Raw genomic sequence first — 21,459 nt, forward strand, 5'->3', positions numbered from 1 at the left:
GATTGCCCTGGGCGAGGCGGACCTCGTGGCCTACGGCGTGCCGTTCCTCGCCAACCCGGACCTGCCGGAGCGCTTCCGGCACGAGGCTCCCCGCAACCCGATGGACGCCTCCACCTTCTTCACAGGCGAGGAGTGGGGCTACACGGACTACCCGACGCTGCGCTAAGCCTGAGGTGGGCTCGAAGCCCGGGCCGCGCCCGGCGGCGCTCAGGCGCTTGCGGCCGTGCTGGTGGGAGCCGTGAGGGGAGGGGCGAGCGCGGCGCGGGCCTCGCTGAGGAGGGCACAGTGCGGGTCGTTCTCCTCGGCGCGGGCGAGCCAGCGTGCTGCGCTTCCGCGGTCGCCCAGCCGCGCGCAGCCCAGCGCCAGGGTGCAGGCGACGTTCGCGCGGCTCGAAGGTGCGCTGGTGGCGACGAAGGCACGCTCGAGGAGGGGCACCGCCTCGGCGGAGCGGTCCAGCCAGACGAGGACCGCGCCCCGCGTGCTCACGACCGCGGGGACGTTCTTGAGCCGCGCGTACGCCGCGGCCGAGTGCTCGTCCGCTTCCGCGCGCAGCTCCTCCCGGCGCAGGAGGAAGTCCGTCCAGGCCACGTTGTTTCGGATGACCCAGAAGGACAGTGCCTGGGGGGACACATCCCGCAGGAGGCCGAGGAAGGTGGCGCGCGCCTCGGCGTGCTCCCCCTCGGCGAGCTGGACCGTGCCGAGCACGTTGCGCAGGGGGACGGACGCGGGGCGTCGCGCAAGGGCTTCGTCCAGGAGCTCGCGCGCGCCGGTGAAGTCCCGCCGCTCGACGCGCTCGGTCGAATCGAGGAGCACCGCCAGGTCGAGCATGTCTCGCGCCTCGTCCTGGCGTGAGAACGGGATGGTGAGCAGCCGGGCGCCGTCGTTGACCATGCCCAGACTCCGCACGAGAAGCGGCACAGGCAGCAGGTTGAAGGCGAGGAGCCACAGGTTGAAGAACACGAGCAGCTCGCGGGGCGCAATCCTGTGCGCGAACGCCTCGAGTGGCAGCACGACGTGCCAGGGGGAGGAGGTCGGTGGCCACAGGATCACCACCAGTGCCGCGGTGATGGCCGGGCCTCCGGCGACCAGGAACCAGAAGCGGGTGCGCAGCGCGCGCTCCGTCGCCGCGCCGCAATAGGTCATCCCGAGCGTGGGGAAGGCGTTCAGCACCACGTCGGTCCGCCCCAGCCGTCCGCGCCAGACGCGGCGTCCCATGCCGAGCTCGATGCGGAGCACCGTGAGCCCCACCGCGCGGGCCGCGAGGGCGTGCCCTGCTTCGTGCACCGCGACGCTCGCCAGCATCAGCGCGGGGAAGAGGGCCGCGTTGACGAGCGAGCTCCACGACAGGCCGTGGCTCAGCCCCACACAGCACAGGGCCAAAAGGACGGGGAAGACGAAGAGGTTGGCAACGAGGTGGAGCACGGGGCGGCGAGGCTATCAGCTCCGCTGCGCGTCCTCCGAGCCCGCTCGGTCCGGCAAGACGTGCGCGCCTCGCTCACTCCGGGTTTTGGGGAGGCACAGGTGCCGATGCTCTTCCTGCTCCGCAGCAGGCCTCCATGGCTCAAGCTGAAGCTATCATGACGGAGCAGGCCACCTGGCCCGACGACCCATCGCGGGGAGCGAGCCTGTCTCCTGAGCCAGGACAGACCGTGGAATTCCGACACCTCTCCGCCCCCGCCTGGTCGGCATTCAAGTCCTGGCTGCTCAAGTTGCACGGCGTTCCCATCTCCCACCTGCGGCTCCTGACTGGCGGCTGTCCGGCGGAGGAGCTGCCAGCGCTCGCGAAGGAGCTCAAGCGCGTGCGGGCCGACTCCAAGAAGCGCCCCAACGAGGTCTCAGCCCCTGCGGACGAGCGCCTCCGGACGGACTACGCGGCGCTCGGTGTGCCGTGGTCCGCGTGGAGCGAGGTGGCGCGCGAGTTCCAGCGCGACCTGAAGCGCAAGCGGTACGCCCGCTGGACGGGGGTGGATGCGCTCGAGTTCCCCGAGGGGGCTTCCGCCGAGGAACTGGTGACCGTCTTGTTGTTCGGAGGCGTGGAGCAGGCACGACCCCATCTGCTGCGCCGCACGTCGCTGGCCGCGGGCTCGCTCGAGGCGCTGTGGTGCCGCTGGCTCGCGGGTGAGCCGCTCGAACCCGAGACGCTGCGCTCGTTCGCGGGTGCACCGAAGCGACTCGCCGAGCCCCTCTACTCTCCAGGCCTCGAGGAGGTGCTGCCGCTGTTCTTCGTCGAGCCCGACCCCGCACGCGCCGAGCGGGCGCTGGAGGTCGCCTCAGGCCAGATGGGCTCGTCCCGGTCGCAACCGTTGATGGACTTCCTGCGCTCCCTGCTCGGCCTGTGGCGCCAGGACACCTCGGTGGAGGAGGTGAGGGCGCGCTTCGATGCGATGGTCGCGACCGTCTCGCCCTCCGAGGTCGCCCAGCTGAGCGCGCCCGCCTATCAGTATGGCCGATACATCGAGGCACTCCCCCGCACGCGCTGCTGGAACGGGTGGGCTCGCGTCTGGAGCGCATCGCCGTGCCTGTCAGGGTTGCCGATGTCCAGCCCGTCATGGCGGCCCTCGCCGCGCTCGAGGAGTTGACGGCCATGGGCCTGGGCCTCCGCGTGGAGCAGCGGCCCGGGGATGTTCTCCTCTCCGCACAGGAGCCGGAGCCTGGGGGAGGGGACGAGTTCCTGTAGCGGTGCCGTATGCGATGAGCGTCGGCAGGACGGCCCCGACCCTTGGAGGCCTTCCTCCGCGGTTCCAGCATTTGGAGGGTAGAATCCGCGGCCCCATGGTGCCCACTCGCTCTGGACCTCCTGTTGCTCGCGCCTCCTCGCTCCGGTTGACCCGGGCGACCGCCGCCGCCTTGTCGGCGATCCTCTTCGTCCTGGGCTGCGCCCAGCCCGCCGTCGTCCTGTACAACACCGGGACGCGGCAGGAGGACTCGATGTGGGGCTTGAACCTTCTCCTCACCGGCTGGTTGGGCGTGTTCGTGATGCAGTGGGGCTGGTTCGCGAATCCCCTGCAGCTGCTCACGCTCACCCTGCTGTTGATGGGCAGGTACCGAGGGGCCTTCTGGGTGGGCGTCGTGACGGTGCTCGTCGGACTCTCCACCTTGTCCTGGTACCTGCACTCCATCCCCGCGGACGAGGGCGGTAGCGCGAGCCGGCAACTCGAGCTGCTCTATCCGACGCTCGGCTTCTTCTTCTGGATGGGCAGTCTGCTGGTGGGACCCGCCAGTGCGTCCATCCTCGCGAAGAAGGAGGCCGAAGCGAAAGCCGCCGCATCCCGTGCCCCCGTGGCCGTCTGACTGCCCTGACTGGACTTCTGCGCGGGCAAACCGGAGGGCGAACGCGGGCGCATCCTCGGCGCTGCCTTCCCTGCCCAGAAGGCCCGACGAGAGCTGATGTAGCCAAAGCAGGCGCCCTGAATACGACCAACCCGGTGTCTCAACAACCCGGTGCGGTACACTGCCATCCTGATCCGGGGCATCGGAATGTCCCCTTCGTCAGTAGACTACGGCGGTCCGCGCACTTCGGCTTGGCACTTCGCCCAGGTCGAGTTTAGGCAAGGGGAGGCTGAGCTGATGGGCGGCGACGCTACGTTCTTCGGGACCACCTACCAAGCACGTGTCATTGCGTACATCTACGTCCACATCCTTGCCGGTATGCGGTTGGGTTGGCTAAGCCCAGTCGACGACACCCCGATTGCTGTTTCGGGGGAGACCGATGGCCCCGGTGATGATGCTCGTATCGAGTTCGGTGACCGACATCCGGCCATAGAGGTCCAAGCAAAACACGGGATGACGGGCGGCGCGAAGCTGCAAGAGATGCTAGCGCGCGTTCGTACCAAGTCGCAGCCCGACGATTCGCTCAGGGTAGTCCTCGTGGTTGATCGTGGCTCGAGCAGGTGGCTGTACAGCGCCCTCCCTGGTGACATTGAGCGACTGCGGGCAGGGCGGCTGGACGCCTTGAAGCCGGATACCGTCAGATTGCTAAAGGAGCTTGGATCTGACTCCTCAGTCCTCCGACGCTTGCTGGTTATTCCGTGGGACCTAGACCGGGCACAGGACCCGGACCACAAGTTCGCGCTGCAGCTCCTTGCTGAGTCGGTCCTCGAAGACCGAGAGATGGCGACGGCTGCTCTTGCGGTGCTAGCCACGGATGCTGGAGATGTATGCGCCCGCAAGCTCCGTCGGACGAGGAAGGAGCTCGTCGACCTGCTTGCGGGAACAAATATCAAGGTCCGCCCCCCAGCGAAGGACGACCGGTGGCACCGAGAGCTCGACTTCTCACGGCAGCTTCTTCAGAAGCAGCACTCTGCTGTGGCGCTTGAGATGCTCAATCGGATGGATTCTGTGCTCGGCATGCAACAGGTCGAGCCGCGTGTCCGTTACCGACTCGACCAGCAGCGCTCAACTGCACTCACTCAGCTCGGCCGGTACGACGAGGCTCTTAGATATGCGCGCTCTGCTCTTGAGGTTGTGCCGAGCGGAGTTCGTGCGCTGCAGGTAGCAGCCCTTGCTGCACTCCATTCAGGGGATGTTGCCATGGCGCGGGCCTTCGTCGACCAGGGCTTGAGCGCGCATCCTGTGGATGCTGACCTCTGGGGGGTAAAGGCTCAGGTTGCGACCGCAGCCGGTGAGCCTCTTCCGTCGCCTCCGGCAGCCGTGTCCACATCGGAGGGTTACCGAACGGTGCTGGCGCATGTTGCCGCCGACGTGGCCGATTGGTCGCGCGTTCTGGAACTGACTGCCAACCTCCTGGCAGACGGCGTGAAGACTCCAGACGTAGTCTTTCTCCGTGCCAACGCATTCCTGTGCGCCTCCATGCGCACCAGCGACGCTGTAGACCATGCGCGACTTGAGGATGTTGAGCGGCTCTCCTCTGAGCTTATTAGGTTGTGTGCGGATGACGCGCATCCATTCACGCGAAAGGGGTTAGCCCTCCGCGCAATGGCCCGCTCACTCCTCGGCCGCGCCGACGAAGCAGAGGCAGACCTGCGGCTCGCGCGAGAGCTCTCGGCCGATGACCCAGACACAATCTACCAAGCCGCCCGCATTAAGGTGGGCGGAGGAGATGAAGCTGGCGCGCTTGACCTTCTCCGCCATCCAGTGGCGGATGAGAACCCACCGCTCGCTGCCATGCGGGCCCACCTCTTCGCTCGGCGTGGCGAGAAGGAGGCTACCCGCCGTGATATCGATGCGGTGCTCCGTCGGCTGACGAAGGCAGTCAATTTCGATTTTGTGCGGTTCACTCTTGCTGATGCTGCACTGGAAATCTCCGACGCAGACCTCGCAGCGCGAATTCTCACGGGAGTAAATCCAAAGGGAGTGTCGGAGCCGCTCTACGCGGTAATTAGAGGGCGGATAGCCTTCGCGCGCGGAAACATCGACGAAGGTACTGCATGCTTTCGCGAGGCGAGCGGGCGAGACGAACCAAGCCAGCCGGGTATCGTTACAGAACTCGGCTCCCACTTGCTCAAAGCTGGCCGCACGAAGGAGGCCCTGCAAGCCTTCGATGAGTTGGGACTTGAAAAGGTGCCGGCTTCGGCCCTCCGAGTCTACGCGAATGCATTAATGCGGGCGGACGAACTCGTCCGCGCAAAGGCTCTCGTGGAGCATCTCGCGGCAGCAGGGCCTCTCCCTGACTGGGCGCTTCGCATGGCAGCAGACATCGCGCTCCGTCAGGAGGACGTAGGTGCCGCCTTACGGCACCTCACCGCGCTCGTCGAGGGAGGCCAAACGGTTCCGCGCACGCGCCTGGTTCTGGCACATTGGCTACTCGAGTCCGGTAGGGTTGAGGATGCACAGCCACATCTGGACTTGCTAACTGCCGAACCGGCGCTGTCACCTACCGAGCGCATGGAAACCGCCCGGCTTCTTTGTTCGGCGGGGCAACCTGAAACAGGCCTGCCGCTTGCCTTCCGTGCGTTTCGTGCTGCCCCGGAGGACCCTCGACTCCATCGCGGCTTCATCATGCTGCATCTTCTAGCCAACGTGCTGCCACAGTCCGTGTCCGAGGTTGGTCCCGACACGCATGTTCGGCTCAAGAACCATGACGGTGCATCGCGTGGGCACACCGTCTACTCCACCTTGCCAATTGATCCGCTCCGTGGGGAGATGAGCGTTGTCGATGCTCAGGCTGCGAGCCTCATCGGCCTTAAGGTGGGCGACACACTGCCTCAGAGCGAAGACGACTGGTCCCACGAACAATGGGTCGTTGAGGCAATAGTCCCTGCCGTGGTCCACGCCGTCCGAGATGCAATGATGAATTTCGCGCAGCGCTTTCCTCGCGAGCCATTCTTCATCAAAGGGTTCCACATTGGCGATCTCGCCTCGGTCAGAGACTTCGCGCCTTTCATCGCATCGCTTGAGGCGCAGAGGGCCCGTGCCGCTCATGTCCTCAAGATCTATCGAGAGCAGATGCTACCGCTGGGGTTCCTCGCGCAGATGCTTCCGAGCTTGATGAGCGACCTTATGGAGGGGCTGAGTACCAACCCGCAGAGTGCGGATCTGCTCCCTGTCGAGTGGGCCGATCGAGAGGAGCAACACCGCTCAGTTGCTGCCGCTCAAGAGGCCAATGAGGTTATCCTCACTCGCTCTGCCCTCAAGACGGCGGCCGACCGCGGGCTCCTAGATCAACTCGCAGGCACGTTCACGCTCGTTGCTCCGGCATCGCTTTTCAATGAACTCCGGGACGAATTGCGCGAGGCGGAAGCCGATGTCACAAGGGGACGTGCCGTGCTGACGGGAGGGGGCATCGGTCTGGGCACCGAGGGATTACCCGCAGGCAGCCCCCGCCTCCTCGAGAGGTTGGGGGCCGCGCGTGCCGTTCTCTCATGGCTTGAAGCATCGGCCCGGCTTGAGCCACGGCCCCTTATCGCCCTCCAAGCAGCGGCTCCGGACGAGGAGGAACTTCGAGACTTCATCGGGAAGAGCTCGGCTGACGCTCTCGACCTCGTGAAACATCTCGGGGCTGCCCTGTATGCTGACGACCTTGGGTTGCGCCGACTTCTCTTCGAACAGACCAACCAGATGCGGTCATTCTCGACGGTGAGCCTGCTACCTGCACTGGTAGAGCGCGGCGCCCTCACCAAAGAAGAGCATGATCGCCATCTCCTCGCGCTGGTAGGCCGACGCTACGCGATGGTGCTACCCACTCGTGACCTTCTCGTCGCCGCGGTGCGTGGCTGGAGCGACCTTGGTCGCACCGGGGTTTCACAATCGTTTGCGCTCCTCGGTGGACCAGTCATCACCGCTGGCGAGGCTGCCAAGACTACTGCGCAGGTCATTCGTTGGTTGGTGATGGCGCCGCTTGAGGTCGTTTCGATTGGCACTGTGGTCCGGATGGCCCTCACGGGCATGAGCGCGCGTTGGCCACCCCCACTCTGCGGCAGGCTGGTTGCTCATGCTGCAGGGGAGGAACTTGCTCTCATGCCTCAGCACCTCGATACCGTACGACAGGTATGCGCTGCCTTTGCGAGAGGCTCTCTCGAACTCAGTTAGCCAACCTTTTCCTCACGCTGAGAGGTATCTCAAGAAATTGAGTGTCACCCGATCAACCCCCGTCCTTCTCGGGCGAATCTGGCTTTGCTCGATGTGCTTTTCATGAGCTTGCGGCACTCGGAGTGCAGCGCGACGCACTAACCCATGACGACGGTGCCAAACGTAGCTAACGTACCTATCATGGCAACTCTCAACTACACACTCGGGGATTTTCTCGTGCAGCTGCCTGGCATTCCGAAGCGCGGCGCGCAGGGGGCTGCGACAGACGTCCTTCGCCGAGCCGGTGCGCTTGAGCGGTCGGCGGGGCGGTGGCCGGCCGCGCGAGAGATTCCAACGAAATATGGGGGCATGGTCCTCGTGTATCCGGCCGGGGCTCGGGTGCTTGTGGCGGCGTACCATGAGGGACGTCTACCGCTGCGCAAAGGGGCACGGCCCGGCTCCCTGCCGAAACACATGGCCGCTTGGGTCGCGTTGACGGAGGACGAACTGGACGCGATGGTCGAGGCGCTGCCGGCGTCACACGAGCTGCTCCTGGAACTGGACGCGCTTCGCCGGGCTCAATGTCCCCATGGGGACGGCGCTGAGCGCCGGATGTGGCTCGAGGCGCATCCCCTTCGGCATCAGGGCGTGACGTTTCAGGGGCACCGCCAGGAGATGGCCTCGAACTCCGAGAAGTCCATCTCCGGCCGGTGGACTGATTTCTACGGCAGCAATGGCTCCGTCTATGCGGCCGACCGTCCCGCCCCGAATCGCACCAGTGATCCCGATCGCAACTGGGGGCTCGGGCGTGAGTAGGTAGTAGGCACCCGTGCGCAGCACCGCCAAGTAGTGCCAGGGCGCTGCCTGCGTCTGTCGGGCCGCCCCCGCAGTGGCTCCATCACCGCGCTGCGCGTGCCCATGATGCTCTCCCTCCAGGGGCTCTAATGGTCCGCCCCCTCTGACAAGCCTCTCCGAACTGCCCCGCGAAGGTAGTGGGGCCTCGGGCAGCCTCAATGTGTATGCCTCGCTACCGGCCGAGCGCCGGGTTGCAGCGGTCTCTCTCTTTGACTCTTCGGCAGCGACTTCAAGGTCTCGTTGCTGACGCGCCACTCGGCCCGTCTCCGCCCATCGCTCCCCGTCAAAGCCGCCAGCCGCTACGGCATCTTCCACTGCTGCTGCGACTATCCCAAGTTGCCGCCAGACAAGAAGGAGGACGAGCGGAAGAGATGGGAGAACTTCCGAACGTCCTTCCGGAAGGACTGGAGCAAGAATTCGGAGACTGGCCCGAAGAGGAGGGCGTGGCCTGGCCCGGGCACCACATCAGGGACCTCCACCATGGCGGCGATCCGGTAGACCCCAGCAACATCACCCCCGTCGAGCCGGGCGTGCACACCGTCTTCAACAGGGTGTACCCCGCCTGCTACGGAGGTCAGGCACCCTGGAATACAGTGGGGCCTAATCTGCCCTACGCGGACAACTGACGATGGCCACGCCCATGAGCAGCCTGCTCGAAGAGGTCTCTCGTGAGCACTTCCCGTATCCGCCCGCCGCGCTCAAAGAGATCGATGCGTTCGAGCGCCGGGTGGGCTGGAAGTTGGACCCGGATCTGCGTGCCTTCTACCTGCACTGCAATGGGGCGGAGCTGATTGAGCGGCTGCCGGACACCCCTTACCGCGTCCTCCCGCTGCGCAAAATCGTCCGAGCGCGGGTGGCCATCTACGGCGAGGATGACGACAAGTGGGGACCGGCCTCGGTGTACGCGATCTGCGATGTGCAGGACGGCAACTACGTGCTGGTGGACGTGGCCCGACAGGAGAATGGCCGCTACCTCCTCTTCGACGGCGACCACGAGGCGTGGCCGGACCCGGTCTACTGCAAGCAGGTCGCTCATTCTTTCTCTGAGTTCTTGGAGCAGGTTCTCCGCACCCGGCGCAGCCTCTACTGGCTGGGCGAGTGAAATCTCCTCCTGGCCGACTCCGAGTGCGTGACGGCCTTCTTTTTGGCCACCTCCGCTTGGGTCAACCCCAGCCGCTGGGGGATGGCTAGCTCGGCGGACACTTCGGTGTGCAAGGGCTTTGGAATCGTGCACGGTGAGCATCCGGTATCCGCGTAACTCCGAGCGCGTCACGCAACTACCCGGATAGCAGTAGCGCGTGTCAGGCAGGCGCCTCTCCGTGAGCGCGTCCACCGAGTGCCTCGCCCACCCGGCGCAGAAGCGCACGCGTGCGCTGGTCGTGGCGACAGAGCTCGACCTCGAGAAGCGCCGCCACGTCGCCGCGCGCAATGGCATCCAATGTCTGGACTTGAGCCATGAGCGCCGCATGGAGCTCACCACACGACGGCGGGCAGAGCTCCGCGGCCTCCGTGAGAAGCCAGAGCAGCTCATGAAGGCTCCGAAGCACGAGGAACGCCTGGTCGCGGAGGGGTGCTGGGGCCGCCGCGAACGCGCGCGTCGCACGCTGGCCAGCGCCGTAACAGTCATACGTGGCACAGCCCCGGCATCCACGCGGGATGAGCTCGGAGTGGATGGCGCAACGATGCCCGCGCGTCAGGTACCGGCAAGCCACCCCCGCCGGCTTGTCGAACGCGAAGTCCCTGGAGCGCTCGAACGAGGTGGCGACGCAGCACAGCGCAGCACAGGCGCTGCAATCCGGAATGAGGTCGGGACGGGGCATGGGGGCACCGCGGGACGCACGACGCCCCACACGCGTGCGCCATCCGCACGCGGCAGGGGCCGGCGTTGTTCAGTGAAAGGTGGGGAAGGGGACCGTGAGGCGAGGGCGAGCGCCCTCTCCGGCAGGGAGAGACGGGAATCCGTTGGGGTTCAGGGCTTCAGCACGAAGGTCCCGCGACTTTCGCCGCCAGACCCGTGTAGAAAACAAAAAGGCCCCGCCATTTCTGGCAGGGCCTTCTGTACTTCAGCTCCCCGACGAGGACTCGAACCTCGGACCTAGTGATTAACAGTCACCCGCTCTACCGGCTGAGCTATCGGGGAATATGTACGTCGCGGCAAAACGGCGTTGCCGAGATGACGCGCTTTGTAGAGAACGGAGCCCGCCGTGTCAACTGTCCCGTTTGATCCGCTCTCGCGGCTTCACTCCCAGCCCTGGTCCGCGCTCGCGGGGCTGGTCTCCATTGCCTCGGAGGCCATTGCCCAGGTGCTCGCCGGCTCCCCGGCCGAGCGCGTCCTGGACCGCACCCTCCGGGACCACCGCCACCTCTCCCGGGAGCAGCGCCAGGCCCTCAAGGAGGCCGTCTACAACGTCGGCCTCTGGCGCCGCCGCCTCGGCTTCCTCCTGGGTCGCGAGGACGCCACGCCCCCCTTCCTCCTCTACGCCCTGCTACATGGCCTCGCCAAAGTCCCCTCCGCCGAGGCCGCCACCCTGGCCGGCCTGGGGGAGGGCCCGCCCCCGGCCTTGAACCCGGGGGAAGTCCCCACGCTCGCCCTCCGGGCCTCCCTGCCGGATTGGCTCGCCGACCACTTCGCTCGCGAGCTGGGCCCCGAGGCCGACGCCTTCTGCGCCCACCTCAACGTCCCCGGCCCCATCACCCTCCGCGCCAACCCGCTGCGTACCTCGCGCGACGCCCTCGCGGAGCGCCTCCTCACCGAGGGCGTCACCACCCGGCCCGGCCCATGGAGCCCCCTGGCGCTCCACGTCGAGGGCCCGCGCCCCAACCTCTACGGTCTTCCCTCCCTGCGCGAGGGGCTCTTCGAGGTCCAGGACGAGGGCAGCCAGCTCCTCGGGCTCGTGGTGGAGGCCCGCCCCGGGGAGACGGTGCTGGACCTGTGTGCCGGCGCCGGAGGCAAGACGCTGCTGCTGGGCGCGGAGCTGAAGGACTCCGGCCGGCTGATGGCCTACGACCCGGACCCCGAGCGGCTGGACCGGCTCCTCCAGCGCAGCGCCCGCGCCGGCCTCACCCACGTGCAGGTGCTCCGCAAGCCGCCGGAGCCCGGGCTCGACGCCGACCGCGTCCTCGTGGACGCGCCGTGCTCGGAGCTGGGCTCCCTGCGCCGCGGCCCCGACCTGCGCTTCCGTGCCGCTCCGGACGTGCTCGCCCACTTCCCGCCGCTGCAGCAGGACATCCTCCAGCACGCGGGGGACCTCGTGCGTCCCGGCGGCCGGCTCGTCTACGCCACCTGCACGGTGAACCGCGCGGAGAACGAGGACCTCGTCACGGCGTTCCTCGCCACGCGTCCCGAGTTCCACCTGGTGCGTCCGGGGGCGGGCTGGCTCGCGCCCGCGTGTGTCCGGGACGGTTTCCTCTTCGTCACGCCGCACCGCCACGGCACGGACGCCTTCTTCGCCGCCGTCATGGAGCGGTCGGCCGGGTAGGGGAGGGGGCACCGAGCGGCCGCAGTGTCCTCGTTCCGACGGACGGGGGTACTCAACGCTTCGCGTCGCCCCGCCCCGAAACGGCGTGCCCCCCACGGCCCCGGTGCTATGAAGCGCGACGTGCGTTGGCTCAAGCCCCTCTCGCTTCGTCCCCGCGACACCGTCCACGTCGTCGCCCCCGCCTCCGCCTTCGACCGCCCGGGCTTCGAGGTGGGCCTCGCCGTCCTCGCGGAGCGCTACTCCCCCGTCCACCGTCCCGACATCTTCTCCTCGCACCGCTACCTTGCGGGCGAGGACGCCCGGCGCACCGAGGAGCTCTCCCGTGCCCTGCTGGACCGCGACGCTCGCGCCATCTTCTGCGCCCGCGGCGGCTACGGCAGTGCCCGCCTCCTGCCGGACCTGCCGCTCGCGGACGCCCCGCCGACCGCCTTCTGCGGCTTCTCCGACGTCACCTCCGTCCACGGCGCCATGCAGGTGCTCGGCCGCGTCTCCATCCACGCGCCCGTGCTCACGCAGCTCGGCCGGCAGCCGGTGGAGGTCCGCGACTACCTCTTCCGCCTCCTCGAGTCCCCCGAGGCCCCGCCGCCGCTGACGGGCACGGCCACCTACGTGCCCGGCATGGCGGAGGGGCACCTCATCGGCGGCAACCTCTCCGTCCTCTCCCGGCTCATCGGCACGCCGTACATGCCGCCGCTCGACGGCGCGGTGCTCCTGCTGGAGGACGTCACCGAGCGCCCCTACCGCCTCGACCGCATGTGGACGCACCTGCGCCTGTCGGGCGTCTTCTCGCGCGTGCGCGGCATCGTCCTGGGCGACTTCACCTCGTGCGAGGAGCGGAACGCGGACTACTCCAGCGCGGACGTGCTCCGGGAGCTGGCGAGGGAGGCGGGCCTGCCCTGCGCCGCCGGCTTCCCCATTGGCCACGGTGCCATCAACTACCCCGTCGCCCTGGGCACCCAGGTGCGGTTGGACGCGGACGCCGCGCGCCTCACCTTCCTCGAAGGAGCCGTGCGCGCATGAGCGGCAGTCCCCACCCCATCGCGATTCTCCAGACCGTCCTCGACGACGCGTGCCGCATCGGCGTCTTCCCCGCGGCCCAGGCCATCGTCCTGCACCGGGGCGTCCAGGTCTTCGGCCACGTGACGGGCAACGTCTCCGGCGACACGCGCTTCGACCTCGCGTCCGTCACCAAGGTGCTCAGCACCACGGCCCTCTTCCTGCGCCTGTGGACGGAGGGGAAGGTCGGCCCGGACACGCACGTGTCCCGCTTCTTCCCCGGCTCGCCCGTGGGGGACGCGGGCGCCACCGTGGCGGACCTGCTCTACCACCGCTCGGGCCTGCCGCCCTTCGTGCCCTTCTTCGCCCAGGCGCTCACCGCGCACCCGGAGCTGCTCGACGCGGACTGTCCCTCAGCCGTGCGCGCCCGTGTCCGCGAGGAGGTCATCCAGGCCGCCGCCGCCACGCCGCTCGCCGCCGCGCCGCGCACCCGCACCGCGTACAGCGACGTGGGCTTCATCCTCCTCGGCGAAATCCTCTCCCGCGCCGCCAACGCCTCGCTGGACACGCTCTTCACGCGCCACATCGCCGAGCCGCTCGGCCTGTCCGCGCGCTTCCACCGCCTCACCGACTTCCCCGCCGACGCCACCCCCGCGGCCACCGGCGCCACGCGCCCCCGCGAGCCCGCGCCCGGCCAGGAGGGGCTGTGGAAGGACGTGCCCACCCAGCCCACGCGGCCCGGTGAGGTCGACGACGACAACGCCTGGGTGCTGGACGGCGTGGCCGGACACGCGGGCCTCTTCGGCACCGCGGTGGACGTGGCCCGCTTCGGCCAGGCCGTGTTGGACGGGTGCGCTGGCGGCGCAGCGATTGCTCCCGGCCCGCTGTGGCACCGCCTGCTGGCCACGGACCCGCTCGTGGAGGGCAGCACCCGCTCCATGGGCTTCGACTCGCCCTCGGCCGTGGGCTCCAGCGCGGGCCACTACATCGGCAATACGCCGCCCGGCGCGGTGGGACACCTGGGCTTCACCGGCACCAGCCTCTGGGTGGACCTGCGCCGCGCGCTGGTGGTGGCGCTCGTCACCAACCGCGTGGCCAACGGCCGCAACGAACTGCGCATCCGCGACTTCCGACCCGTCTTCCACGACCTCGTCGTGGAGGCGCTCGGCCTCACCGACTTGAAGCAGGGAACGCATGGCTGACGACAACGGAAACGTCCTCGAGACTCTCGAACCCGGCAGTGTGCGCCGCATCCACCTGGTGGGCGTGGCCGGCACCGGCATGGGCTCGTTCGCGGGCATGCTCAAGGCCGCCGGCTACGAAGTCACCGGCAGCGACGAGAATGTCTACCCGCCCATGAGCGACATGCTCAGGACGTGGGGCATCCCCGCCTCCTCGCCGTACCGTCCGGAGAACCTGGACGCGGCGAAGCCGGACCTCGTCATCATCGGCAACGTCATCCGCCGCGTGAATCCGGAGGCCACCGCCGTGCGCGAGCGCGGCCTCAAGCAGATGAGCTTCCCCGCCGCGCTGGGCTCGCTCTTCCTGGACCGCTCGCACTCGGTGGTGGTGGCCGGCACGCACGGCAAGACGACGACGTCCTCGCTCATGGCCCACGTGCTGGTGGAGGCCGGCAAGGACCCGTCCTTCCTCGTGGGCGGCGTCACCCAGAACTACGCGGGCAACTACCGCGTGGGCAAGGGGCCGCACTTCGTCGTCGAGGGCGACGAGTACGACACCGCGTACTGGGACAAGGGCTCCAAGTTCCTCCACTACCGGCCGCGCACCGCCATCCTCACCAGCGTGGAGTTCGACCACGCGGACATCTTCCGCGACCTGCCCCACTACGAGGCCACCTTCGAGAAGTTCGTCCGGCTCATCCCGAAGGACGGGCAGCTCGTCGTCTGCGCCGCGTACCCCAACGCCGTGAAGCTCTCTCGCGAGGGCTGCCAGGGCCGCGTGGTGACGTACGTGGCGAAGGAGGGCGCGGACGCGGACTACACGCCGCGCGGCGTGTCCTTCAGCGCCGCGGGCGCGCGCTTCGACGTGGTGGAGCGCGGGCAGGTGCTGGGCACGGTGGAGCTGCCCATGGGCGGCCTGCACAACGTGGAGAACGCGCTGAGCGTCATCGCCGCGGCGCGCGGCCTGGGCCTGTCCTTCGAGGAGATTCGCAAGGGCCTGGCGACGTTCAGCGGCGTGAAGCGACGGCAGGAGGTGCGCGGCGAGCCCGGCGGCATCATGGTGGTGGACGACTTCGCGCACCACCCCACCGCGGTGCGGGAGACCATCGCCGCCGTCCACAACCGCTACCCCGAGCGGCGGCTGTGGGCCATCTTCGAGCCGCGCTCCAACACCAGCCGCCGCAACATCCACCAGGAGGACTACGCCCACGCCTTCACCGGCGCGGCCCGCGCCAGCCTCAAGGTGCCCGAGCGCCACGACAAGGTGCCTGTGGACCAGGAGCTGGACGTGCGCAAGCTCGTCGCGGACCTCCAGGCCCAGGGCATCGCCGCGGAGGGCTCCACGGACGTGCAGGCGATGGTGGACCTGGTCGCCCGCGAGTCCCGCCCCGGTGACGTGCTGCTCGTCATGAGCAACGGCGCCTTCGGCGGCTTCATCGACAAGCTGCTCGCGGCCCTCAAGGCCCGGCTGGGGGCCTGATGATGCGCGTGCGTCCTTCCCTCGCCGCCCTCGTCGCGGCCCTCGCGCTGTCGGGGTGCGCGAAGTCGCAGATGCCGCCCCTCACCGGCCCCGCTCCCAGCAGCGGCGGCGGCACGGCGCCGGCACCGGAGGCCCGCGCGGGGGCTCCGCTGGAGTTCAAGGTGAAGCGCTACCCGGGCGGCGAGCCGTATGACCTCGCCAGCGACAGGGGCAGCGTGGTGCTGCTGGACGTGTGGGCCACGTGGTGCGAGCCGTGCCGGGACGCGCTGCCCTTCTATGAAAACCTCGCGCGCGAGTACGCCGGCCGGGGGCTCAAAATCTACGCGCTGAGCGTGGACGAGGACGCGCGGGCGATTGGGCCCTTCCTGCAGGAGACGAAGGTGGGGCTGCCCATCCTCCTGGACGAGAATGCCCAGGTGGCCGAGCGCACGCTGAAGGTGAAGGGCATGCCCACCACCTTCTACATCGACCGCCGCGGCGTGGTGCGCCACCTCGAGGAGGGCTTCGCCGAGGAGTTCGTCACGCGCTACCAGTCGCACATCGAGGCGCTGCTCGCCGAGCCCGCGCCGTAGGGAAGGGAAGCGACGTCATGTCCCAGGACACGCCCGCCACCTTGCGCCGCACCGCGGAGGAGGGCGCTCGCCTCGCCGGCCGCATCCTCGCGGACCGCTTCCTGGGCGAGCGCACGATTGAGTACAAGGGCGGCATCGACCTGGTGACGGACGCGGACAGGGCGTCCGAGGAGGCGCTGCTGGCCTTCATCCGCGAGCGCCACCCGACGCACGCCATCCTCGCCGAGGAGAGCGGCGCCAGCGCCGGCACCAACAGCCTGCGCTGGCTGGTGGACCCGCTGGACGGCACCACCAACTACGCGCACCGCGTGCCGCACTTCTGCGTCAGCGTCGCCGTGGAGGGCCCCGGCGGCGTGCTGGCCGGCGCCGTCTATGACCCGATGCTGGACGAGCTCTTCTCCGCCGCGCGAGGGGAAGGGGGCTCGCTGAATGGCCGCCCGCTGCGCGCCAGCAACGTCGCCACGCTGCACGAGGCGCTGTTGTGCACGGGCTTCCCCTACGACGTGCGCGAGCGCCCGGAGGGGCCGGTGGGCCTCTTCAACCGCTTCATCCTCCGCGCCCAGGGCATGCGCCGCACCGGCAGCGCCGCCATGGACCTGGCCTACGTGGCCGCGGGCCGCTTCGACGGCTTCTTCGAGTTCGGCCTCAAGCCGTGGGACATCGCCGCGGGCTCGCTGCTGGTGGAGGAGGCGGGCGGCGTCGTCCGCCACGTCACCGGCGCGCCCTTCAGCGTGCTGCGCGGGGACGTGATTGCCGCCGCGCCCGCGCTCGCACCGGAGCTGCTCGCGGAGGCGAAGCGCTTCGTGGACGACCTCGGCTGGAAGCCGAAGGGCTAGAAGAAGCTCTCCGGCACGAAGACGATGTCGCCGGGCTGGAGCATGAAGTTCTTCTCCCGTCCCACGCCGATGTCCTCGACGGGCACGCGAATCTTGCGCTCCTGCCCGTCCACCACGCGCGTCACCAGCGTGTTGTTCTTCGCCGCCAGCTTGGTGAAGCCGCCCGCCAGCGTAATCGCCTGGACGACGGACATCTCCCCGTCCACCGGGAAGGTGCCGGGCTTCTGCACCTCGCCGAAGACGAACACCTTCTGCGAGTTGTACTCGCGGATGAGCACCGACACTTGCGGCCTTCGCACGTAGCGCGCCAGGCACGTCTGCAGCGCGTCCGCAGCGCCGCTGGGCGTCTTCCCCTCCAGCGGCACCTTGCCGCACAGCGGGTAGTCGATGGTGCCCTCGGGGGACACTCGCCAGGTGCCCGAGTGCTCGGGCTCCTGGAAGACGCGCACCTCCACCACGTCACCGGGGCCCAGCGTGCCGCCGCCCGCGCGCGCTTCCCCTGCCTCGGCCGCCGGCGTGGGAGTCGGCGGAGGCGGGCGGGAGGCCGTGCCGAAGCACGCGGGAAGCGCCGCGAGGAGCACCACGGCCAGGGAGGAGCGAGTGAGAGTCATTCCAGGTGGGGGGCCCCGGCGATGACGCCAGGGCGGGGCAGGAGCGGTGCGGCTTCAGTACGTCACGGAGAGGCGAGCATACCCCTCGTGGCGCGTGTAGTTGAGGCCGCCGCCCGCCACCGAGGACGACCGCGCGCCCAGCATGTAGCCGGCCGCGAAGGAGAGCCACGGGCGGAACTGGTACTCGGGGCCCACGTCCAGGCTGACGAGGGTGTCGGCGCGGTCGCCGGTGAAGCTGATGAAGTCCACCGCGCCGCTCGCGTTCAGCGTCAGCTTGCCGCCGAAGATGGCCCGCGCCTGGCCATAGCCGCGGTTGTTGGTGAACAGGCCGTAGGCCGCCACCGGCTCCATGGTGCGCAGGTAGCCCGCCTTGAAGCTCAGGGTGGGGCTGAAGAGGTACGTGCCCTCGAGCTGCGCGAGGACGGTGCCTCCTCCCCCGGCGGCGAGGTTCTGCCCCCAGCCCGCCTTGGCCGTCACCGCCACCTTGGGCGACACCAGGCCGGCGACGCCGAAGAGGGCGCGCGCCAGCGTGGCGTTCGGGGAGCCGTCGTTGAAGTAGCTGCGCAGGTCCACGCCCGTGTCCATGACGACGGCCGTCTTCGGCAGGAAGCGCCAGCGGCCCTCCAGGCCGAAGTGCAGGTTGCCGTAGTCGAACCGCTCCGCGGTGAGCGGATCACAGACGCCCTCGGTGCAGTCCACCGGGCTGATGGCGCCGAGCGGCTCGAAGAACTCCACCGCGTAGGCCGCATTGGGGGTGAACTCCACCGCGCCGCCGCCCGGCCTCCAGGGCACCTTCACCCGCGCCTCGTTGAAGAGGCTGAGCACGCCCGCGCCAATGGCCGCGGTGCGCGTGCGGTCCGAGCGCACGAACTGGTCCGACACCTCGAGCGACAGCGGGGCGTCCGGGTTGAGGCGCGCCAGCAGGTCCGCGGCGCCCTCCATGCGCGACGCCGCGCCCGAGCCGGCCGTCAGCAGGCCCGTGTACAGCACGTAGTCCAGGTTGGCGTTCAGGCTCAGCGCCAGCTTGGAGGAGGGGACGTCCAGCCGGAACCCCGGCCGGAAGTGCATGGCGAACTCACCCGAGAGGTTCGGGGAGACGCCCGACGGCGTCGGCTCTTCCCCGGCGGGCGTGGCGAAGTAGCCCACGCCGCTGTCCAGCCGCGTCTCCAGCTCGAAGTACGGGTGCAGCCGCCCGCTGCCCACCTTGAAGCCATTGCCGCCGAGAGGTGGCGTTGCCACCGACTCCTGGGCCGTGGAGGTGCCGCTCAGCGCCAGCAGCGCCAGCACACCCCAACCCCCCCAAGATTTCCCAGGCAGCTTCATGGTTCAGAAGGACTTCCCAAGTGGAAGGGTTACCCTCTCCCACCTTTCACGCGTACGGCCCGAGGCGTCATAACACGCGCACTTGCCGGGGCCGAAATCATTGTTGGACACAGGAAGAAGACTCGCTTGGTGGGCCAGAGGGCACGCCAGGCGTCAACGGATGGGGCTGGCCGGAGGGGGGCGGACGACGACGTCGTCCGGCACGGGGGGCCGGGTGGGGTCGCCGCCTGGCAGGTTCTCCGGTTCCTCCACCTCCACGAAGAGGTTCTCGTCCGTGCTGAAGGCGAGCTGACCGATGCACTCCTCGGCCTGGGCGCGCAGCTGCGTCACCTTCTGCCGGGCGATCATGACCTTGGTGTATTCGTGGTCGCTGGTGGAGGTCTCCTTGCGCGACAGGGCCTCCTGGAGCGACACGTCGGCCTGCTCGGAGATGCGCAGCAGGCCCTTGATCTGGGTGAGCTTCTCGTTGGCGCAGTTGAGCTTCACCACGTCCTTGGTGCGCCGCGCCTCCTCCACCTTGCCCAGCACCTGCTGGAGGACCTCTTTCATGGCGCCCAGGGCCTGGGTGCTGCGCGTGAGCTTCTCGCCGTCCGGCACGTCGCTGGCCTTCTCGAAGGCGGCGGGCGCGGCGGCGCGCGGTGGGGCACCCGCGGGCTGGGACGGCGCCAGTGCCTGGCCTTGCGCCAGCGCCACCCCGGCGGCGAGTACCACGACGAGCGTTCCCACGGTGCGCATGCGCCTCACGGCTCTCCCCGGCCCTTCCATGAAGGGCAAAGCGTAGATTCAGGGGGGTAGGGTGTCAAACCGACCACGGTCTGGGTTTTCAGGCCTTGCTGGCGAGGCGGGCATTGGCCTCGCGCAAGCGAGCAGACAGGCTCCGGGCGATGTTGACGACGACGAAGGTGAAGCCGTCGCCGTGCGACTGCCGGAAGGAGCGCAAGTCCTGGGCGGTGAGCTGGAGCAGGTCTGCGTCCGTCTTCGCGCGCACGGTGGCGGAGCGGTAGTCCTTGTCGATGAGGCCCATCTCCCCGAAGAACTCGGGGGCGGACAGGATGATGAGCGGGTGCACGTCACCGGAGGGCTGGCGGCGCACCACCTCCACCTGTCCGTCGACGATGACGAAGAGGCTGTCGCCCAAATCACCCTCCTCGAAGACGACCTCGCCGGCCGCGAAGCGGCGCATCCGCGCGAGCTCGGCCAGGCGGGCGAGCTCCGCGGGGGAGAGCATCTCGAAGAGGGGTGACGACGAAATGACGGACAGCTTCTGCATGGTCCCCCCGGGGCCCTGGTGGGATGGCGTAGGCCCTGGAGCCTACCCCGCCGGAGAGAAGACGAAGGGATAGGAAACGGCGGTGTCCGAGTCGGGCTTGAAGGGGAACGCCCAGTTGCGGATGGTGGTGCGGATGCAGCTGCCCACCGACTCGCTGCCGAGGGTGTTCTCCTCGATTTCGATTTCGCCGGCGCGGCCGGAGGGCTTGATGACGAAGCGCACCACCACCTTGCCCTTGAGGTTGGGGTTTCGCTTCAGCTCCTTCTCGTAGCAGCTCTGGATGGACTTGAGGCGCGAGCGGACGTAGCGGGCCAGCGCCGCGCGGTCCACGTCCGAGCTCTCCACGTCCGGCGTCGCGTCCTGCACCCGGCCCTGCACCTGGGCTTCCTTCTTGGTGCCCAGGTCCACATTGCCGCCGCCCTGCGTGCCCACTTCTCCGATGCCCGTCACCCGGCCGGTGCCGCCGCCGCGCGGGCCGGTGCCGCCGCCCACGGAGGCCTCGGTGGCCACGCCCACGCCGCCCGCGCCGGCCAGCGCCGCGGCGATGTCCCCACCGCCGCTGGCTCCGCCCAGCACGTCCGCGAAGGCGCCCTGGCCCCCGCCGCCGTTGGAGCCGAGAATCTTGAGCAGGCCCTTGCCGGAGACCTTCTTCACCACCTCGGCGCGGCGCTCGGCGGAGTCACCGCCGGCGGGCCTGGTGTCGGCCTTGTCCGCCGCGTCCTTCGGCTCGTCGCCCTTCTTGTCGTCCTTGGGGGCCTCGGAGGGGCCGGCCTCGGCGACGCGGGGCGCCTCCTGCGGGCGCTGGGGGATGATGGCGCGCACGAAGCGGTCATCCAGCTGGTCCAGGGCCAGCTCGGGCTCCTTGGGCGCTTCGGCGGAGATGATGAGCGCGGCGCCGGAGAAGTGGATGAAGAGCGAGGCCGCGAGGATGCCGAAGAAGACGCGGTCCATCGTCTTCCACATGCTGACGCGGATGTCCGCGGGCAGCACCGGCTTCGCCTCTTCCGGAGGCGGCGCGACGAACTGGAAGAAGAGGGTGACGTCGCCCAGCTCCACCTTGCCGCGGGCGCTCTCCTGCAGCGGCAGGACGTAGAGGTCGCCGCGGCGGGTGGCCAGCCCCTGCGCGCGCAGCGAGTCGAAGTCCACGTCCGAGGAGCCGAGGTTGACGCGGCCCTGCATGGTTTCGTCGATGACGAGCTGGAACTGCTGGCCCTGGTTCTCCAGCAGGGAGAAGCGGGCCGGCCGGTCATCCGCCGAGGGCAGGACGATGGTGTTCCGCGCGTCACTGCCGATGGTGACGTTGTCGCGGCGGACGTGGTGCTCCTCGACGATGCGGCCGTTCTGGATGACGCCGACGCGGAGCAGCTTGGTCTGCGGAGTGGCTGCCAT

Annotated in this window: 18 protein-coding genes and 1 tRNA gene; 12 read left to right on the forward strand and 7 right to left on the reverse strand. The window is 68.8% G+C overall.

The genetic code is table 11. The features are described from left to right. Positions 1 to 25: 25 nt before the first annotated feature. The gene (locus ACX9TP_RS10605) at positions 26 to 166 is read left to right on the forward strand and encodes a hypothetical protein (RefSeq protein ID WP_482982375.1); all 141 of its coding nucleotides are present in this window, start codon (positions 26 to 28) and stop codon (positions 164 to 166) included. Positions 167 to 207: 41 nt separating this feature from the next. Here ACX9TP_RS10605 and ACX9TP_RS10610 read toward each other — a convergent pair whose 3' ends face one another. Next, the gene (locus ACX9TP_RS10610) at positions 208 to 1,422 is read right to left on the reverse strand and encodes a site-2 protease family protein (RefSeq protein WP_482979604.1); all 1,215 of its coding nucleotides are present in this window, start codon (positions 1,420 to 1,422) and stop codon (positions 208 to 210) included. A 227-nt stretch (positions 1,423 to 1,649) separates the two neighbouring features. On the opposite strand from ACX9TP_RS10610, the gene ACX9TP_RS10615 reads away from it, so the two are divergent. The 5 genes from ACX9TP_RS10615 to ACX9TP_RS10635 all read left to right on the forward strand — a co-directional run bounded on the left by ACX9TP_RS10615 (position 1,650) and on the right by ACX9TP_RS10635 (position 9,424). Next, positions 1,650 to 2,579, forward strand: coding sequence for a hypothetical protein (locus ACX9TP_RS10615; protein WP_482979605.1), 930 nt, complete (start codon positions 1,650 to 1,652; stop codon positions 2,577 to 2,579). Between the two features lie 268 nt (positions 2,580 to 2,847). Continuing rightward, positions 2,848 to 3,291, forward strand: a complete 444-nt coding sequence (locus ACX9TP_RS10620) for a hypothetical protein (RefSeq protein ID WP_482979606.1) — start codon at positions 2,848 to 2,850, stop codon at positions 3,289 to 3,291. Between the two features lie 276 nt (positions 3,292 to 3,567). Beyond that, complete coding sequence (locus ACX9TP_RS10625) at positions 3,568 to 7,488, forward strand: tetratricopeptide repeat protein (RefSeq protein WP_482979607.1); 3,921 nt, start codon at positions 3,568 to 3,570, stop codon at positions 7,486 to 7,488. 348 nt (positions 7,489 to 7,836) lie between these two features. Further along, positions 7,837 to 8,283, forward strand: coding sequence for a hypothetical protein (locus tag ACX9TP_RS10630; protein WP_482979608.1), 447 nt, complete (start codon positions 7,837 to 7,839; stop codon positions 8,281 to 8,283). A 667-nt stretch (positions 8,284 to 8,950) separates the two neighbouring features. Further along, positions 8,951 to 9,424, forward strand: coding sequence for an SMI1/KNR4 family protein (locus ACX9TP_RS10635; protein ID WP_482979609.1), 474 nt, complete (start codon positions 8,951 to 8,953; stop codon positions 9,422 to 9,424). Positions 9,425 to 10,389: 965 nt separating this feature from the next. On the opposite strand, the gene ACX9TP_RS10640 is transcribed toward ACX9TP_RS10635, so the two are convergent. Further along, positions 10,390 to 10,462, reverse strand: a tRNA-Asn gene (locus ACX9TP_RS10640). A gap of 139 nt (positions 10,463 to 10,601) precedes the next feature. Here ACX9TP_RS10640 and ACX9TP_RS10645 point away from each other — a divergent pair. From ACX9TP_RS10645 to ACX9TP_RS10670, 6 genes are all read left to right on the forward strand, one after another. Next, the gene (locus tag ACX9TP_RS10645; RefSeq protein ID WP_482982146.1) at positions 10,602 to 11,801 is read left to right on the forward strand and encodes an RsmB/NOP family class I SAM-dependent RNA methyltransferase; all 1,200 of its coding nucleotides are present in this window, start codon (positions 10,602 to 10,604) and stop codon (positions 11,799 to 11,801) included. A gap of 108 nt (positions 11,802 to 11,909) precedes the next feature. Next, the gene (locus ACX9TP_RS10650; RefSeq protein ID WP_482979610.1) at positions 11,910 to 12,821 is read left to right on the forward strand and encodes a S66 peptidase family protein; all 912 of its coding nucleotides are present in this window, start codon (positions 11,910 to 11,912) and stop codon (positions 12,819 to 12,821) included. Continuing rightward, a complete protein-coding gene (locus ACX9TP_RS10655) occupies positions 12,818 to 13,999 on the forward strand; it encodes a serine hydrolase domain-containing protein (RefSeq protein WP_482979611.1) in 1,182 nt (393 codons plus the stop codon). Before ACX9TP_RS10650 ends, ACX9TP_RS10655 begins: the two co-directional genes overlap by 4 nt. Beyond that, positions 13,992 to 15,458: a UDP-N-acetylmuramate:L-alanyl-gamma-D-glutamyl-meso-diaminopimelate ligase gene (mpl, locus tag ACX9TP_RS10660; RefSeq protein WP_482979612.1), complete on the forward strand. Its 1,467-nt coding sequence runs from the start codon at positions 13,992 to 13,994 to the stop codon at positions 15,456 to 15,458. The genes ACX9TP_RS10655 and mpl overlap by 8 nt, the downstream gene beginning before the upstream one ends. Before the next feature lie 8 nt (positions 15,459 to 15,466). Then, positions 15,467 to 16,030, forward strand: coding sequence for a TlpA disulfide reductase family protein (locus ACX9TP_RS10665; protein ID WP_482979613.1), 564 nt, complete (start codon positions 15,467 to 15,469; stop codon positions 16,028 to 16,030). Between the two features lie 17 nt (positions 16,031 to 16,047). Further along, entirely contained in the window at positions 16,048 to 16,866 is an 819-nt protein-coding gene (locus tag ACX9TP_RS10670; protein WP_482979614.1) for an inositol monophosphatase family protein, read from the forward strand. Here the strand turns inward: ACX9TP_RS10670 and ACX9TP_RS10675 are convergent. From ACX9TP_RS10675 to ACX9TP_RS10695, 5 genes are all read right to left on the reverse strand, one after another. Further along, positions 16,863 to 17,477 (reverse strand): polysaccharide biosynthesis/export family protein, encoded by a 615-nt coding sequence (locus tag ACX9TP_RS10675; protein WP_482979615.1) that lies wholly within the window; start codon positions 17,475 to 17,477, stop codon positions 16,863 to 16,865. The genes ACX9TP_RS10670 and ACX9TP_RS10675 overlap by 4 nt on opposite strands. A 54-nt stretch (positions 17,478 to 17,531) precedes the next feature. Continuing rightward, positions 17,532 to 18,764, reverse strand: coding sequence for a hypothetical protein (locus ACX9TP_RS10680; RefSeq protein WP_482979616.1), 1,233 nt, complete (start codon positions 18,762 to 18,764; stop codon positions 17,532 to 17,534). Positions 18,765 to 18,953: 189 nt separating this feature from the next. Further along, complete coding sequence (locus ACX9TP_RS10685; protein ID WP_482979617.1) at positions 18,954 to 19,535, reverse strand: hypothetical protein; 582 nt, start codon at positions 19,533 to 19,535, stop codon at positions 18,954 to 18,956. A gap of 88 nt (positions 19,536 to 19,623) precedes the next feature. Further along, positions 19,624 to 20,070 carry a Crp/Fnr family transcriptional regulator gene (locus ACX9TP_RS10690; protein WP_482979618.1) on the reverse strand — a complete coding sequence of 149 codons (447 nt, stop codon included), beginning with the start codon at positions 20,068 to 20,070 and terminating at the stop codon, positions 19,624 to 19,626. A gap of 42 nt (positions 20,071 to 20,112) precedes the next feature. Further along, the gene (locus tag ACX9TP_RS10695; RefSeq protein WP_482979619.1) at positions 20,113 to 21,459 is read right to left on the reverse strand and encodes an AgmX/PglI C-terminal domain-containing protein; all 1,347 of its coding nucleotides are present in this window, start codon (positions 21,457 to 21,459) and stop codon (positions 20,113 to 20,115) included.

This window comes from Pyxidicoccus sp. M15, assembly GCF_056858435.1.